Raw genomic sequence first — 15,049 nt, 5'->3', positions numbered from 1 at the left:
GCCCGCGTACAACCTGACGCGTGGAAGGGGAGTGCCATGGGCGATCAGGGTGCGAGGCTCGCGGACTTCGTCCGGCAGGGAGGGCCGCTGCGCGGCCAGGCGCTGCACCGGCTGGCGGTGAGCTGTGTGGCGGCGATGGCCAAGCTGCACGCGCGCGGGACCTCCGGGCTGCGGCTCAGCCAGGACAGCGTGGCGCTCGGGACCCGGGGGCAGGTGCTCATCGGCTGGCAGACCTCCGCGATCCGGCATGACGGGGCCGCGGCGGAGGACGTACGCGCCTGGGCCGACCTGGTGGTCTTCGCGGCGACCGGGTCCGTGAGCGGCGACGTCCGCGTCCTGCCGCCCGCGCTGCGGATCGCGGTGGAGCAGTGCCGGCGCCCCGACGCCACGGCGCGGCCGAGGTCCGCGGACGTGCTCAGGGTGCTGCTCGGCCAGTCTGTGGTCTCCGCGGTGGCCTCGGTGGACGATCTGCTGTCCGGCGCACGGGGATCCGGCGGCGACACGGCCGCCTGATTCTCCCGTAAGCCTCCAGGTGGTCGATGATGGAGGACCGGTCACGGCACGAATCAGGCCGTCCGGTACCTTTCCCCCGGGACTCGACGCATCTGGGCAGGCTCAGAACACTCCGGCCTTCCCATAACCTGTGTGTGCCGCCCGGAGTGGGGTGCGTCACAATGGCAGCAGAGGAGGCAGAGTGAACACCGAAGATGTGCTGGGCAAGGCCCCCCTGTTCGCCGCGCTGGACCGCGAGAGCGCCGCGGCGCTGCGCACCAGCATCACCGAAGTCCAGCTGTCCAAGGGACAGACGCTCTTCCACGAGAACGAGACCGGCGACCGGCTCTACGTCGTGCTCGAAGGCAAGATCAAGCTTTCCCGCACCTCGCCCGACGGGCGGGAAAACCTGCTGAGCGTGCTGGGGCCGAGCGAGATGTTCGGTGAGCTGTCGCTGTTCGACCCGCGGCCGCGCACGGCCACGGCCACGGCGCTGACCGAGGTGCGGCTGGCCGGCCTCGGCCACGACGACCTGCGGCCCTGGCTGACCGGCCGGCCCGAGGTGGCGCTCCACCTGTTGCGCGCGCTCGCGCAGCGGCTGCGCCGCACCAACGACGTGCTGGCCGACCTGGTCTTCACCGACGTGCCGGGACGCGTGGCCAAGCAGTTGCTCGACCTGGCCGAGCGCTTCGGCACCAGGACCGACGACGGCATGCGGGTGCACCACGACCTGACCCAGGAGGAGCTGGCTCAGCTCGTCGGCGCCTCACGGGAGACGGTCAACAAGGCGCTGGCCGACTTCGCCCAGCGCGGCTGGCTGCGGATCGAGGCCAAGGCCGTGGTCATCCTCGACATGGACCGGCTCTACAACCGGTCCAGATAGTCGAGCTGGGCGCGCACCGACATCTCGGCGGCGGCCCAGAGTGAGCGGTCGACGTCGGCGTACACGACCTTGACGATCTCGCGCGGCGTGCGCGCTCCCTGCTCGCGCGCCGCCCTGATCTGGTCGAGCCGGCGGCGCCTGTGCGCGATATAGCCGTCGAGCGCGCCGATCGGGTCGGGCAGCACGGGGCCGTGGCCCGGCAGCAGCGCCCGCGCCCCGAGGCCCTCGGCCGCCGCCCTGAGCCGGTCGAGGCTGCGCAGATAGTCGGCCAGGCCGCCGTCGCGGGCGATGATCGTGGTGCCCCTGCCGAGCACCGTGTCGCCGGTCAGCATGGCCCGGTCCTGCGGCAGCCAGAAGCAGAGCGAGTCGAACGAATGGCCCGGAGTGCCGTACACGTGGATCTCCAGCCCTGCCACGGTCACCACGTCACCGTCGTTCAGTCCTTCGTCCCCGAGCCTGTGGCGGGGATCCAGGGCGCGTACGGGGGCTTTCACCATCTCGGCGAAGCGCCGCGCGCCGCCGCTGTGGTCGAAGTGGCCGTGGGTGAGCAGGATCTCGGTGACGCGGCGCTCCCCGAGATGGTCGCGTACGCGTCGCAGGTGCGACTCGTCCTCGGGCCCGGGGTCGACGACCACCACCTCCGCGCCGGCGCCGATCACCCACGTGTTGGTGCCGTCGAGCGTCATGGCGGACGGGTTGGGGGCGAGCAGGTTCTCGGCGTGGTCGGTGCGGGACCCGTCCGGCGTGCCGATCGGGATGTGCAGGCCGCTCACGTGTTCACCAGCCGCATCTCACCCTCGATCTCCACGGCTCTGGGCATGATGGTGACGATCTCCCGGTGCGTCGCCAGGACGTCCGCCACGCTGCCGCACTCGGACAATTCGCTCAACGTACGGTATGTCGGCGGCATGAGGAAGATCTCCCCCTTGTGCGCCAGCTCCACGGCCTCGCCCGGCCGCGTCCACACGACCTGGTCGGCCTCCCCGCCCACGTCGCGGGTGCGCTGCCCCTCGGGCAGCACGGCGGCGAAGAACCGCGTGTCGAACCGTCTGAGCTCGATCTCCGGCGTGATCCAGTGCGCCCAGGGCTTGAGCAGGTCGGACCGCAGCACCAAGCCGCGCCTGGCGAGGAAGTCGGCGAACGCCAGGCTCCGGTCGATCAGCGCCAGCCGGTCGGCCTCCCAGTCGTCGCCCGTCGTGTCGGCCACCACGGAGCCGGGCCCCGGCCCGGCCAGGAGCACCCCGGACTCCTCGAACGTCTCGCGTACGGCCGCGCACACCAGCCCGCGCGCGAGGCCCTCGTCCGCGCCGAACACCGCGCCCCACTCCGCCGGCGACGGCCCGGCCCAGGCGACGGCCTGATCGGTGTCGCGCACGTCCACGGAGCCGCCGGGGAACACGTACGCGCCCGCCGCGAAGGCCATCGTGGCCTTGCGCCTGAGCAGATAGACCTCGGGCCCCGGGCGCAGCAGCACCACCGTGGCGGCGTCCCGCGCGGGCACCGGCTCGACCAGTCCGGCGTTGACCTCCCGCGCCCGCGCGGCGAGCTCGGCTGGAAGTGGCAATCCGGTCACATGACCTCCCTAGAACATCACTCGGTCATGGTGACATATGCCCCATTCAGCCGACTTCGGCGATCAGCTCCACTTCCACGGGCGCGTCCAGCGGCAGCGCGGCGACGCCCACGGCGCTGCGGGCGTGCCTGCCCTGGTCACCGAACACCTCGGCGAGCAGGTCGCTGGCGCCGTTGGCCACCTGAGGCTGCTCGGTGAACTCGGGGGCGCTCGCGACGAAGACCACGACCTTGACGATCCGCCGCACCCTGGACAGCTCGCCCAGCTCGGCCTTCAGCGCCGCCAGCGCGTTGAGCACGCAGATGCGAGCCTGCGCCCTGCCCTCGTCGACGCCCAGGTCGACGCCGAGCTTGCCGGTCTGGTGCAGCTTGCCCTCCAGCATCGGCACCTGGCCCGAGGTGTAGAGCAGGTCGCCGGTGCGCACGGCGGGCACGTAGGACCCCACCGGCGTGACGGGCTGGGGCAGCGTGAAGCCCAGCTCCTCGATCTTCTGCTCGGGCGTCACTGCTTCTCCCGCTTGAAGTAGGCGACGAGCTGCTCGGGCGTGGCGCCCTGGACGATCTGGACCAGCTCCCAGCCGTCGGCGCCGAAGTTGTCGAGGATCATCTTCGTGTTGTGGATCAGCACGGGGGCCGTGAGGTACTCCCATTTCTTCATGGGGATCAGCGTCTCACAAGAAACCTGCCCGAGGACCCGCCCCACATCCCGCCGCTCCTGGTCAGGACCGTGGTCGCGGGCCGCCGTCCGGATTTCTCCCGAGGTGTGAGCAATCTCAAAGGCTGGTCCTCGGCATACGGCAAGTGACCGTTCGGTAGCCTCGAAACGTGGACTCGGACTGGGCAGACGTACGGCTGCACGTCGTCACCGGCAAGGGCGGCACCGGCAAGACGACCGTGGCCGCCGCCCTCGCCCTCGCCCTGGCCTCGGGCGGCCGGAAGGTGCTGCTGGTCGAGGTGGAGGGCAGGCAGGGCATCGCGCAGATCTTCGACCTGCCGCCGCTGCCCTACGAGGAGCGCAGGATCGCGGTGGCGCCGTCGGGCGGCGACGTCTACGCCCTGTCCATCGATCCCGAAGAGGCCATGCTCGAATACATGGAGATGTTCTACGGGATGCGCAGGGCGGGCCGGGCGCTGACCAAGATGGGCATCGTCGACTTCGCCACCACCGTGGCCCCGGGCTTTCGCGACGTGCTCGTCACCGGCAAGACCACCGAGGCCGTACGCAGGCGCGGCAGGAACGGCCGCCGGGTCTACGACGCGGTCGTCCTCGACGCGCCGCCCACGGGCCGCATCACGCGCTTCCTGAACGTCACCCAGGAGGTGGCGGGCCTGGCCAAGGTCGGGCCGATCAAGAACCACTCCGAGCTGGTCAGCGGCGTCGTGAAGTCCCCGGAGACGGCGGTGCACTTCGTCACCCTGCTGGAGGAGATGCCGGTGCAGGAGACGCTCGACGGCGTAGCCGAATTGCGTTCGGCCGGGCTTCCTCCGGGTGGAATTTTCATCAACATGGTGCGCGAATCACTGCTCCCCCAGGCCGTTCTTGACACGGCTGTCAAGGATCGTTTCGACCCCGCCGAACTCGTGCTGGGGCTCAAGGCGGCGGGGGTGGCCGACGGCGCGCAGGCGACGGCGCTGGCCGAGGAGCTCGCGCAGGAGGTCGTCGAGCACGCCCACCGCACGGCGCTGGAACGCACCGAGCGCGAGTCCCTGACCGGGTCCGGGCTGACGAGATACGAGCTGCCGCTGCTGGCCGACGGCGTGGACCTGGCCGGCCTCTACGAGCTGGCAGAGAGCATGCGCAACCAGGGAGCAGCGTGAAGAAGCCCGCCGTCCTCGACGTCGACGCCATCCTCGACGACCGGGGCACCAGGATCATCGTCTGCTGCGGCGCCGGCGGCGTGGGCAAGACCACGACCGCGGCGGCGCTGGGCCTGCGGGCCGCCGAGCGCGGCAGGTGCGCGGTCGTGCTGACCGTCGACCCGGCGCGCCGCCTGGCCCAGTCGATGGGGCTCACCGAGCTGGACAACACGCCGCGCCTGGTCAGCTCGCCCGAGGGCGACGGCCAGCTCTACGCCATGATGCTCGACATGAAGCGTACGTTCGACGAGATCATCGAGGCGCACGCCGATCCCGAGCGGGCCCGCCAGATCCTGTCGAACCCCTTCTACCAGTCGCTTTCCTCCAGCTTCTCCGGCACGCAGGAATACATGGCCATGGAGAAGCTGGGCCAGCTCCGCCGCTCGGACGAGTGGGATCTGATCATCGTCGACACGCCGCCGTCACGCTCGGCGCTCGACTTCCTCGACGCTCCCGAGCGCCTCGGGCGCTTCCTCGACGGCCGGTTCATCCGGTTGCTGACGGCGCCCGCCAAGGCTGGGGGGCGCAGCGCGTTCCGGCTGCTCAACGCCGGGTTCGGGTTGATGGCCGGGGCCATGACGAAGCTGCTGGGCGCGCAGGTGATCAAGGACCTGCAGACGTTCGTGTCCGCGCTCGACGCCGTGTTCGGCGGGTTCAGGCAGCGGGCCGAGATGACGTACAAGCTGCTGCAGGCGCCGGGCACGGCCTTCGTCGTGGTGGCCGCGCCCGAGCGCGACGCGATGCGCGAGGCGTCCTACTTCGTCGAGCGGCTCGCCGAGGAGCGCATGCCGCTGGCCGGCCTGGTGGTCAACCGCGTGCACGTCTCGCCCGCGTCGACCCTCTCGGCCGCCCGCAGCGCCGCCGCTGCGGAGGACCTGGAGTCGAGGGGTGAGCACGAACTCACCACCGCCGTGCTGCGGCTGCACGCCGGTCGAATGCAGCTCGCGGCTCGTGAGAGCCGCGAGCAGGAGCATTTCGTCTCGGCCCACCCCACGGTGCCCGTGGTGCAGGTTCGCGCCATGTCCGAGGACGTCCACGATCTGACGGGTCTGCGGCAGATCGGGGACCTGCTGGCGAGCGCATGAAAGTACGGCCGGCAAGCGGCGCCGGCCGTACGCGGTCGCCGGGCTCAGGTCAGCCCGCGATCAGCTCGTTGGTTCGTTCGTACTCTTCCTTGGCCGACTCGAGCAGGTCACGCCACGAGTCCACGTCAGGTCGCCGTCGAAGCAGCGCACGCCGTTCCCGTTCAGTCATACCGCCCCACACCCCGAACTCGATGCGGTTGTCCAATGCATCGGCGAGGCACTCAGTACGGACCGGGCAGCCCCGGCAGATGAGCTTGGCCCTGTTCTGCGCGGCGCCCTGCACGAACAGGGCATCCGGATCCGCACCCTTACAGGCGGCACGGGAGGTCCAATCCGTGATCCACATTGTTCGACCCCACTCCCCTTAGGTGGTCAGTCGTCATTTGGGGCCGACGGGCGCGGGCGCCGAGCCTCCGTATTCAGTTGCCGCAGGGAGAACGTACGCAACTAGACGTTCGGGCCGACAGACCCCAGAGGACCAATTTCTCGCCGCAGTCTTGACCGGGAATGACTAGTCACCCCCGTCAGTCAAGGCGAAATGGTGTCGTGCTACCGATTAGGTCAGTCTTTCGACGTACTCTTGGTAGCGTGCAAGCGCAGCGCAAAGATCGCTCCAACCCCATCCTCAACGTCCTGCGGCTCGTCATCGCGGGAGCGGTGGCCGGGGTGCTTGCTGCCGCCGTGGCCCTGCCGGCGGTCGGCGGGGCGGGGATGTCCACGAGGAGCGCGGTCGAGGGGCTCAATCTCAAGCCCGAAGAGCTCGACGAACCTCCTCTGCCCGAACGCACCGAGCTGTATGACGCCGACAACAAGCGGATCGCCATGTTCTACTTCGAGAACAGGCAGTCCGTCCGCCTTGACCAGGTGGCCCCGATCATGCAGACCGCTCTGATCGCGATCGAGGACTTCCGTTTCTATCAGCACGGGCCGATCGATGTGGAAGGAACGGCCAGAGCGCTCCTCAAGAATGTGACGAGCGGCGGCGTGATGCAGGGCGGATCGTCGATCACCCAGCAGTACGTCAAGCAGGTGCTGGTCAACAAGGCCGAGACGCCGGAGGAGCAGGCCGCGGCGATCGCGCCCACCCTCTCGCGGAAGCTGAGCGAGCTGCGCAACGCCATGGCGATCGAGAAGAAGTACACCAAGAACGAGATTCTCGAGAGATACCTGAACATCGCCTACTTCGGCGCCGGCGCCCACGGCGTCCAGGCCGCCTCCAGGCGCTTCTTCAACAAGCCCGCCTCCGAGCTCAACCTCTCCGAGGCCGCCACGCTCGCCGGTGCCGTCCAGAACCCGGCCAGGACCGACCCCAACGTCGGCCCCGAGTCCCGCGCGCGCCTGCTGGAGCGGCGCAACCTCGTGCTCGACCGGATGGCCGAGATCGGCAAGATCACGGTCCAGGAGGCCGCCGAGGCCAAGGCGAAGAAGCTGGGCTACAAGGACACCAAGGCGCCCGGCGGCTGCGAGGCCAGCAAATATCCGTACTTCTGCCTCTACGTCCAGTACGAGATCCTCAACAACGAGGACTTCGGCAAGAACCAGGACGAGCGCAGGAAGCTGCTCCAGCGCGGCGGCCTGAAGATCAAGACCACGCTCGACACCAAGATGCAGGCGGCCGCCGACAAGGCGATCAAGAAGTACGTCAGCTCCAAGGACAAGCCCGTGGCCTCGCAGGCCATGATCGTCCCCGGCACCGGCGAGATCAAGGCGATGGCCGCCTCGCGGAAGTTCGGCAGGAGCAAGAAGAAGAACGAGATGAGCTACAACATCGTGGCCGACGCGGCGCACGGTGGCGGTCGCGGGTTCCAGCAGGGCTCGACGGCCAAGGTCTACACGCTGGCCGCGGCGCTGGAGGAGGGCCTGAAATACGGCGACGGCTTCCCCGCGCCCGCGGGCTACACGGCCGGGGGCTACGGCGCGTTCAAGAACTGCAAGGGCCAGAACGTCGGCGACCCGTCGCACACCGTCCGCAACTCCAGTGAGGGCGGCGGCGGCTTCAAGACCTTGGAGAGCGGCACCTGGGGCTCGGTGAACACGTTCTTCATCAAGCTGCAGGAGAAGGTCGGGCTCTGCGACGTGGTCAAGATGGCCAAGAAGCTCGGGGTCAAGCGGGCCGACGGGGCGAAGCTGTCGGAGGTCGAGACGTTCACGCTCGGCGTCAACGAGGTCGACCCGATCACGATCGCCAGCTCCTACGCGGTCTTCGCCGCCCGCGGGCAATACTGCAGGCCGCTGGCCATCACCGAGATCAAGGACCGGAACGGCAAGGCCAAGCAGTACAAGCCGAAGTGCTCGCAGGTGATGGAGGAGGACGTCGCCGACGCGGTCAGCGGCATCCTGTCCGGCGTGTTCACCAAGGGCACGATGCAGGAGGTCGGCGGCATCGGGCGTGACGCGGCCGGCAAGACGGGCACGACCGACAACTACATGTCGGCCTGGTTCGCCGGCTACACGCCCAACCTGTCCTCGGCCGTCAGCCTGGGCGACCCGCGCGGCACCTCGGCCCACAAGCTGATCGGGGTGACCATCGGCGGGCAGTACTACCCGTACGTGTACGGCGCCTCGATCTCCGGGCGGGTGTGGAAGGACTCCATGCTCACCGCGCTGAAGGGGATCGAGCCGACGTCGTTCGCCGAGGTGGACCGCTCGCGGTTCGGCGGCTGCACCGACAACTGCGCGCCCAAGCCGCCCAAGAAGAAGAAGGGCGAAGAGGGGCCCGGGGGCGACGACGACCCGTTCGACATCTTCGACGACGGCCCGCGCGACCGCGGCGACGGGCCGTTCGACGGCGGCCAGGGCGACGGTCCCGGCAACGGGCGCGGCCGTGGCGCCGGCGGGGAGATCGGCCCGATCACTCCGGTTCGCTAGATCCGGGCCGCCAGATCCGGGCCGCCAGATCGGCGGGGGCCTCCGTCCGTCGGTTCGTCGGGAGGAGGCCCCGTGGCCGTGCGCTTCACCGGCCCCTCTGGGCACTCGGGCCCTCAGAGGGTGGGGAGGGAGTGGCAAAAGGCTCAGAGAGCCTCTGGAGACGCCCAGAGGGCCTTTCTGGGGCTTGTCTCAGTTCGGCCGGGCTTGTCAGCCGGCCAGCTTCGCGCGTACGGCGGCGGCGACCCGGCCGCCCTCCGCCCGCCCGGCGACCTTCGGGTTGACGACCTTCATGACCTGCCCCATGGCCTGCGGCCCCGAGGCGCCGGTCTCGGCGATGGCGGCGTCGACCAGCGTGGCCAGTTCCTCGTCGGAGAGCTGCGCCGGCAGGTATTCCTCCAGCACCGCCTGCTCGTCCAGCTCCGCCTGGGCCTGCTCGGCCCGGCCCGCGTTGCCGAACGCCTCGGCCGCCTCGCGCCGCTTCTTGGCCTCCTTGGTGAGGACCTTGATCACCTCGTCGTCGCTCAGCTCCCTGGCCTGCTTGCCTGCGACCTCCTCCACATTCACCGCCGCCAGTGCCATGCGGATCGTCCGGAGACGTAGCTCGTCCCGGGCCTTCAGCGAGGCCGTCAGATCGGCCTTCAGCTTGTCCTTCAGTGCGCTCATGCGCTCCATCTTGCCGTCTGCGCGGACTACACCGGTCGCCTCGCGCCGGATCTCGGGCATCATGAATACGTGAGGAAAGCCGTCGCAGTGCCCTTGTCCTTGCTCGGTCTCGGCCTGGCCGGGCTGGGTTACGCCTCCGTCGTGGAGCGGAACTGGTTCCGCCTGCGCCGATTCGACGTCCCCGTGCTGGAGCGCGGGCAGCGTCCGATCCGGATCCTCCACCTGTCGGATCTGCACCTGACGCCGCGCCGGACGATGCTGATCAACTGGGTCCGCTCCCTGGGTGCCCTGAAGCCCGACCTGGTGGTCAACACCGGCGACTCGATCGCGCACCCGGACGCCGTCCCCTCGCTCCTGCACGCCCTGGAGCCCCTGCTGTCCCGCCCCGGCCTGTTCGTCTACGGCTCCAACGACCTCTACGCCCCGCAGCCGAAGAACCCGGCCCGCTACCTGTGGCGCACGTCCAGGAACGAACGTCGCCAGCACGTCCCCACGCTGCCGTGGGAGGAACTGGGCGCGGGCATGGCGGCCGAGGGCTGGCTCGACATGAACAACACCACGGCCCGCATCAAGGTCGGCGACCTCGACGTGGCGGTGGCGGGCATCCACGACTCCCACATCTCCCGCGACCGCTACGACCTGGTGGCGGGCCCGGCCCCGGCGGAGGCCGACCTCCGGCTCGGCGTCATGCACTCCCCGGAGCCCCGCAACATGACCCGCTTCGCCGAGGACGGCTACCAGCTCCTGCTGGCCGGCCACACGCACGGGGGCCAGCTCTGCATCCCGTTCTACGGCGCCCTGGTCACCAACTGCGGCATCGACCGCGCCCGGGTCAAGGGCCTGAGCCACCACGACAACGCCTGGCTGCACGTCTCGGCCGGCCTCGGCACCTCCCCCTACGCCCCGGCCCGCTTCGCCTGCTTCCCGGAGGCGACGCTGCTGACCCTGGTGCCCCGGCGATAAAGGCGGTCACAAGCACCTTGGAAGTCCGCTAGACTTTTCCAAGCACGCGCACGAAGATGGCGTGCACCGGGGTGTAGCGCAGCTTGGCAGCGCGCTTCGTTCGGGACGAAGAGGTCGTGGGTTCAAATCCCGCCACCCCGACCCAGAGGCATCAGGTAGAAGGCCGCTTCCGAAGATCGGAAGCGGCCTCTCTTGTCTCCTGAGTGTCGCACATGAGACAGAACCACTGGACGGGCTCGGTGAGGTCGTCAGGGACGACCTGCATGGTCTTGGACCCGTGGGTCATGATGAAGACACCTCTCTAGAAGGGGCGCCGGGGTGCGGGACTGGTTTGGCGACTAGGGACCGCATCCCGGCTTCTTCGTTGTTTGGCCTGGTCAGCTGGGCTGATCATGCCCTGGTGCGTCTTATTTAGACAAGGCGAACAAGGCCCGTCAACCACTCTGGCATACTTATTTAAACAAGGAGACTGAGAGGGGCCCGAACATGCCCAGCCAGAGGCGGCGCGACACGCTGCGCGGGGACGTGTCGGCACGGATCGCCGACGATCTACGACAGGCCATCCTGAGCGGCGAGTACGCCGAGGGGGACCGGCTTCCCAGCACGTCAGAACTCATGGAGCAAGAGCAGGTGTCGTCGCTGAGCGTGCGGCACGCCTACCAGGCGCTGATCGGTGAGGGCCTGGTCGTGGCCGTACCGAAGAAGGGCTTCTACGTCCGCGAGTCGCTGTGCATGACGTGGCACATGACGAAGTGGCAGGACCCGAAGCGCCTGGAGAACGTCGAGACAGACGGTTGGACGGCGGACGTCGAATCCGCCGGCTACTCCCACCGTCAGACCATCAGCGTCAGCATCCTGGCCGGTACCCACATGGTTGCTGGAACACCGATCGCGGAGCGGCTGGGCATCCCGGAGAGCGAACGCGTCGTCGTACGCAGCCGTGTCCGCTACATCGGCCCCGGCCCCGACCAGCCCGCCAACGAGCCCGAATCGCTGGCCGACTCCTACTACGCGTACAACTGCGTCAAGGACACCGGGATCATGGAGCCGAACAGCGTCAACACAGCCCAGGTCCTCGCCGACCTCGGATGCCCGATGCGCAACCACATCGACGCGCTGACCCCGCGCATCGCCTCTCGCCAGGAGACAGACCGCCTGCAACTGGCCGGCGTCATGGCCGTGCTCGAAGTGGTGCGGACTACGTTGACCACCTCAGGGAAGCCGGTGCTGGTGCTGCACCAGATCAGGCCGGGGAATGGGTCGAAGTACGTCTACCAAGTGGGGTACAGCGATGCCTGATCGTCCCGTCCTGGCAGCCCGTCTCGCCGTCGAGAGCGACACCAAGCGCGTCATCGAGCTGCGCGCTGAGTCCGAACGCTGGCTGGACAAGCGCGGCATCCAGCAGTGGACGGCCAAGTGGGACGACATCGGCCGACAGAAGATCCACCGCAACATCGCCAACCGCGAGACCTGGGTCTTCGAGCACGACGACGAGACCATCGCCACGGTCACCCTCAACACCCGGCCTGACCTCGACTTCTGGGATCCAGCAGCCGATGGACCGGCCCTGTACCTGTACAAGCTCCTCCTGGCCCGCGACCGTGCCGGTGAGGGCCTGGGAGCCGACATCGTGAACTGGTCAGTGGACCAGGCCGCCCAGCGAGGGCTCCCCTGGCTCCGGCTGGACGTGTGGAAGACGAATCACGGGCTGCAGCGCTACTACCTGGAGCAGGGGTTCGAGCACGTCCGGACGGTGGAGGTGCCGGGGCGCGACTCGGGGGCCTGCTTCCAGCGGCAGGCCGTTTCCACGAGGGTCGAGAACATCGTCACGGCGAGCGTTCAGGCGGAGCGGTGACGTGGGCGGGTGGCCTCAGGACGCGCGTTCCTTGTGTCTGTGGGTACTCACGAGTGTGGCCCAGACGAGGCGAGCAGTGGTGCGGCGGCCCCGGCCGGTCTCCTCGTACCCGATGCCCTCGGTGTGGCGCAGGACGAAGAACTGCCCGGCCTCACAGCACCACTCGTACTCACCGCAACACGAGGTCTCCGTCACACGGACCGGACGCGAACTGGATCGGACGTGCGGCACCCACTCGTACATGGCGACGTGCTTTCGGTTCACGTAGCGAGGGCGGCGCATGCGAACGCCGCCCTCCGCGATGGCTGATCTGACGTACGAATCCGCCGGCCTCAGTCGGCAGCGGCGATGGCCTTCTCCCTGCGAAGACGCAGCAGGGTCGTGCCGTAGACGTAGGAGGGGTCCGATGCGTAGCGGTCGAGGCGCACGAACTGGACCGCGCCCGTGGCACCGGGCGCTAACGACTCCAACGCCCGCCGCAGGAGCGCTGCGGCCTGATCCAGCTCACCGGTGATGCCGCACGATCCCCGGCCGTCGTCATCAGAAGCCGTCCACGAGTAGAAACCATCGGTGTCCAGGTGCACGACTACATCAGAGCCATGAGCGGTACCACGTCAGAAGAGGACACTGAGAGGCGACCCCCGATGTCCGCCCCCGTGTCCGCCCGTCCCCGGAGGTGCACTGGATGAACGACTCTCCAGAGGTCCCCGTCTGGGCCGCCCGCCTGCTCGCCGCCCGCAACACCAAGGGCTGGTCCCAGCGCGACCTGGCCCGCGAGCTGACCAAGGTCTCCGACAAGCCCCTGACCGAGCTGCCGAACCTCATCCGCCGCATCCGGGGGCACGAGACCGGAGAGCATCGGCCGGACGTCTTCTACACCACGCTCTACTGCAAGGCGTTCGGCCTGACGGAAGACCAGCTGTTCGGCACCGTCATCAAGCCGGTCCCCACTCTCGCCCTTCCTGCGCTGGCCCCCGACACCGACCTGTACGAGCGCATCACCCGCGCCATCGAGCACCCGTCCCGCGTCGATGTGGCGACCGTGCAATGGCTGGAACACTGCCTGGCCGAGCACCGCCGCGTCGAAGACACCATCGGTAGCCGGCCGCTCCTGCCGTTGATCCACGCCCAACTGTCCACCGTGGCCGATCTCGCCCGAGGCGCCCGAGGCCCGCTCGCCGACCGGGCCGTCGCCGTGCTGGCCCAGTATGCCCAGTTCATCGCGTGGATGTGTCATGACTCCCGTCAGCCTGCCGCCTCCCTGGCTTGGTACGACCGCTCCCATGCCTGGGCCCTCGAAGCCGGAGACGCCTGCCTCGCCTCCACCACCCTCAACATGCGCGCCCACCAAGCCTGGAGCCTCGGCGACGCACCCCGCTGCGTGCGCCTGGCCGAAGCCTCCCGCTGGCACGACGGCCGCACCACTCACGGCGTGCAGGGCATGGCCGCCCAGATGGCCGGCCGAGGCCATGCCCAACTGGGCGAGGCAAACCAGGCCCGCACCCGCCTCGCCGAAGCCGAAGACCTCATCCGCACCGCGGCCGAGCACCCAGAGGGGGAACCGCCCTGGATGTATTTCTATGGCGAAGGCTGGTTCCTCATGCAACGCGGCATGGCCGAACTGGAGCTCGGCGACGGCCGCCGCGCCGCCGACTTCATCGAGCGCGGCCTGTCGACCCTGCCCGGGTCCTACCGACGTGACCGTGCCTGGTTCGGAGCCTGCCTGGCACGAGCCCACATCCTGCAGGGCGACGCCGAAGCCGCGACCGCCATCGCCACGGACGTGGCCCCGGACGCTGTGGCCGTCAACACCTACGCCGTGACTGAACTCCGCCGCGCCGCCCATGAACTGGCGGAGGCGGGCGCCTCTGGCGCAAAAGCGATCAAAGACTCACTAACTTCTGCGGAACACTGAGGACGCGTCCCCGGTGTCCCCCTGCCCCTCACCCGCTTTTGACGTGCTGAAATCTCAGCTGCGACCGGGGACATCCCAGAACCACCATGTCCCTGCCGTTCCGGATCTGTTAGACCGGCGGAGAGCTACCCGGCTGGACGCATGTCAGTGTTACAGCTTTCTCAGAGCGTAACGGGGCGCTGACAGTGCTGTTGCAGCCCTGCGGGTGCCCTGACAGAGTGGGCCACATGATCGAGGTCGACGGGCCGTCCTAGCGCGTCAGCGACCCGGATTTCGAGATGGTGATCCCTCGTTGAGAGGGGTACGCCCCTGAGACCGCTGATCAAGCCGATGCGACCATCATGCTGCCAAATGGCAGCGTCGGTACGCGACCTCTATAACACTGGGCGTCGTCAGTGGGATCATGGAGCGCTGGCAGGAGACAAGCGAGTCCCTCAACGGGCGATACTTCTACTGCACGGATCTCATCATCATCCGTGAGCCCGGCTTCGCCTCGACGATCGCCGCTGTCCAAGACATGATCGCAAGCGGAGGCATTAACCATCCGTACAGCCTGCTGCCACCCGATGACGCGGATTAAAGAAGACGATTCAAACAAGCTCAAAGACCCCTCTGGCCTGCACGTACAGCCTCCGGGAGTGTTCGCCGGAGTCCGCGTGTGTTTGCCTCGTTGGCTGTACTCGTGGCTGCACGGTCAACTCTCGCTTTGGCGGTTGGGTCGCTTCCTTATCAGCACGATCATTCCGCCCGTCCTGGAGGCTCCACCAAGGTCGAATGCAAGGTAGGCGTTGTGAGGTCGTGTGAACCGCTCCGGCTTTCTTGGAGACCCTGAAGCCAGCATGATCGTGCTGGCGGAAGGGAGAAACACACGCGATGCCAGCCCCCAGGAAGTACCC

17 protein-coding genes and 1 tRNA gene are annotated in these 15,049 nt (G+C 68.5%); 11 read left to right on the top strand and 7 right to left on the bottom strand.

Annotated elements, in window-relative coordinates; translation table 11 throughout:
- The first annotated feature begins 36 nt into the window (after window positions 1-36).
- The gene (locus AB0I15_RS17410; protein ID WP_358095817.1) at window positions 37-513 is read left to right on the top strand and encodes a hypothetical protein; all 477 of its coding nucleotides are present in this window, start codon (window positions 37-39) and stop codon (window positions 511-513) included.
- A 226-nt stretch (window positions 514-739) separates the two neighbouring features.
- Complete coding sequence (locus AB0I15_RS17405) at window positions 740-1,375, top strand: Crp/Fnr family transcriptional regulator (RefSeq protein WP_358096427.1); 636 nt, start codon at window positions 740-742, stop codon at window positions 1,373-1,375.
- Here the strand turns inward: AB0I15_RS17405 and AB0I15_RS17400 are convergent.
- Genes AB0I15_RS17400 through AB0I15_RS17385 form a run of 4 tightly spaced genes read right to left on the bottom strand, consistent with a single transcriptional unit; the run spans window position 1,357 to window position 3,605 of the window.
- A complete protein-coding gene (locus AB0I15_RS17400; RefSeq protein ID WP_358095815.1) occupies window positions 1,357-2,148 on the bottom strand; it encodes an MBL fold metallo-hydrolase in 792 nt (263 codons plus the stop codon). The genes AB0I15_RS17405 and AB0I15_RS17400 overlap by 19 nt on opposite strands.
- Window positions 2,145-2,939 carry an NUDIX hydrolase gene (locus AB0I15_RS17395; RefSeq protein ID WP_358096424.1) on the bottom strand — a complete coding sequence of 265 codons (795 nt, stop codon included), beginning with the start codon at window positions 2,937-2,939 and terminating at the stop codon, window positions 2,145-2,147. Before AB0I15_RS17395 ends, AB0I15_RS17400 begins: the two co-directional genes overlap by 4 nt.
- A 55-nt stretch (window positions 2,940-2,994) precedes the next feature.
- Complete coding sequence (locus AB0I15_RS17390) at window positions 2,995-3,453, bottom strand: RidA family protein (protein WP_358095813.1); 459 nt, start codon at window positions 3,451-3,453, stop codon at window positions 2,995-2,997.
- Entirely contained in the window at window positions 3,450-3,605 is a 156-nt protein-coding gene (locus AB0I15_RS17385; protein WP_148438127.1) for a DUF4177 domain-containing protein, read from the bottom strand. Before AB0I15_RS17385 ends, AB0I15_RS17390 begins: the two co-directional genes overlap by 4 nt.
- A gap of 167 nt (window positions 3,606-3,772) precedes the next feature.
- Here AB0I15_RS17385 and AB0I15_RS17380 point away from each other — a divergent pair, with 167 nt between their 5' ends.
- On the top strand, window positions 3,773-4,765 hold the full coding sequence (locus tag AB0I15_RS17380; protein ID WP_358095812.1) for an ArsA-related P-loop ATPase: 993 nt from the start codon (window positions 3,773-3,775) through the stop codon (window positions 4,763-4,765).
- Complete coding sequence (locus AB0I15_RS17375; RefSeq protein WP_358095810.1) at window positions 4,762-5,889, top strand: ArsA family ATPase; 1,128 nt, start codon at window positions 4,762-4,764, stop codon at window positions 5,887-5,889. Before AB0I15_RS17380 ends, AB0I15_RS17375 begins: the two co-directional genes overlap by 4 nt.
- Before the next feature lie 49 nt (window positions 5,890-5,938).
- On the opposite strand, the gene AB0I15_RS17370 is transcribed toward AB0I15_RS17375, so the two are convergent.
- Window positions 5,939-6,235, bottom strand: a complete 297-nt coding sequence (locus AB0I15_RS17370) for a WhiB family transcriptional regulator (protein ID WP_090771382.1) — start codon at window positions 6,233-6,235, stop codon at window positions 5,939-5,941.
- 242 nt (window positions 6,236-6,477) lie between these two features.
- On the opposite strand from AB0I15_RS17370, the gene AB0I15_RS17365 reads away from it, so the two are divergent.
- On the top strand, window positions 6,478-8,757 hold the full coding sequence (locus AB0I15_RS17365; protein WP_358095808.1) for a transglycosylase domain-containing protein: 2,280 nt from the start codon (window positions 6,478-6,480) through the stop codon (window positions 8,755-8,757).
- 207 nt (window positions 8,758-8,964) lie between these two features.
- On the opposite strand, the gene AB0I15_RS17360 is transcribed toward AB0I15_RS17365, so the two are convergent.
- On the bottom strand, window positions 8,965-9,420 hold the full coding sequence (locus AB0I15_RS17360) for a GatB/YqeY domain-containing protein (RefSeq protein WP_358095806.1): 456 nt from the start codon (window positions 9,418-9,420) through the stop codon (window positions 8,965-8,967).
- A gap of 69 nt (window positions 9,421-9,489) precedes the next feature.
- Between AB0I15_RS17360 and AB0I15_RS17355 the strand changes: the two genes are divergently transcribed.
- The 4 genes from AB0I15_RS17355 (at window position 9,490) to AB0I15_RS17340 (ending at window position 12,238) form a co-directional block, all read left to right on the top strand.
- Window positions 9,490-10,383 (top strand): metallophosphoesterase, encoded by an 894-nt coding sequence (locus tag AB0I15_RS17355; RefSeq protein ID WP_358095804.1) that lies wholly within the window; start codon window positions 9,490-9,492, stop codon window positions 10,381-10,383.
- A gap of 67 nt (window positions 10,384-10,450) precedes the next feature.
- Window positions 10,451-10,524 (top strand) — tRNA-Pro (locus tag AB0I15_RS17350).
- A 345-nt stretch (window positions 10,525-10,869) separates the two neighbouring features.
- On the top strand, window positions 10,870-11,682 hold the full coding sequence (locus AB0I15_RS17345) for a GntR family transcriptional regulator (RefSeq protein ID WP_358095802.1): 813 nt from the start codon (window positions 10,870-10,872) through the stop codon (window positions 11,680-11,682).
- On the top strand, window positions 11,675-12,238 hold the full coding sequence (locus tag AB0I15_RS17340; RefSeq protein WP_358095800.1) for a GNAT family N-acetyltransferase: 564 nt from the start codon (window positions 11,675-11,677) through the stop codon (window positions 12,236-12,238). Before AB0I15_RS17345 ends, AB0I15_RS17340 begins: the two co-directional genes overlap by 8 nt.
- A gap of 332 nt (window positions 12,239-12,570) precedes the next feature.
- On the opposite strand, the gene AB0I15_RS17335 is transcribed toward AB0I15_RS17340, so the two are convergent.
- On the bottom strand, window positions 12,571-12,822 hold the full coding sequence (locus tag AB0I15_RS17335; protein WP_358095798.1) for a hypothetical protein: 252 nt from the start codon (window positions 12,820-12,822) through the stop codon (window positions 12,571-12,573).
- Window positions 12,823-12,923: 101 nt separating this feature from the next.
- Between AB0I15_RS17335 and AB0I15_RS17330 the strand changes: the two genes are divergently transcribed.
- Window positions 12,924-14,153 (top strand): helix-turn-helix transcriptional regulator, encoded by a 1,230-nt coding sequence (locus AB0I15_RS17330; protein ID WP_358095796.1) that lies wholly within the window; start codon window positions 12,924-12,926, stop codon window positions 14,151-14,153.
- Window positions 14,154-14,556: 403 nt separating this feature from the next.
- Window positions 14,557-14,733, top strand: a complete 177-nt coding sequence (locus AB0I15_RS17325; protein WP_358095794.1) for a hypothetical protein — start codon at window positions 14,557-14,559, stop codon at window positions 14,731-14,733.
- Window positions 14,734-15,049 lie beyond the last annotated feature (316 nt).

Source organism: Nonomuraea sp. NPDC050643, assembly GCF_040654715.1.
GTDB lineage: Bacteria > Actinomycetota > Actinomycetes > Streptosporangiales > Streptosporangiaceae > Nonomuraea.
Note: the sequence above shows the minus strand (reverse complement) of the source record. Positions and strands in the feature narration are given on the sequence as shown.

Excerpts from the sequence above, each read along its gene's own strand:
- AB0I15_RS17410 (WP_358095817.1), top strand. The coding sequence starts at position 37 with ATGGGCGATCAGGGTGCGAGGCTCGCGGACTTCGTCCGGCAGGGAGGG.
- AB0I15_RS17385 (WP_148438127.1), bottom strand. The coding sequence starts at position 3,605 with ATGAAGAAATGGGAGTACCTCACGGCCCCCGTGCTGATCCACAACACG.
- AB0I15_RS17370 (WP_090771382.1), bottom strand. The coding sequence starts at position 6,235 with ATGTGGATCACGGATTGGACCTCCCGTGCCGCCTGTAAGGGTGCGGAT.
- AB0I15_RS17360 (WP_358095806.1), bottom strand. The coding sequence starts at position 9,420 with ATGAGCGCACTGAAGGACAAGCTGAAGGCCGATCTGACGGCCTCGCTG.
- AB0I15_RS17345 (WP_358095802.1), top strand. The coding sequence starts at position 10,870 with ATGCCCAGCCAGAGGCGGCGCGACACGCTGCGCGGGGACGTGTCGGCA.
- AB0I15_RS17340 (WP_358095800.1), top strand. The coding sequence starts at position 11,675 with ATGCCTGATCGTCCCGTCCTGGCAGCCCGTCTCGCCGTCGAGAGCGAC.
- AB0I15_RS17330 (WP_358095796.1), top strand. The coding sequence starts at position 12,924 with ATGAACGACTCTCCAGAGGTCCCCGTCTGGGCCGCCCGCCTGCTCGCC.
- AB0I15_RS17325 (WP_358095794.1), top strand. The coding sequence starts at position 14,557 with ATGGAGCGCTGGCAGGAGACAAGCGAGTCCCTCAACGGGCGATACTTC.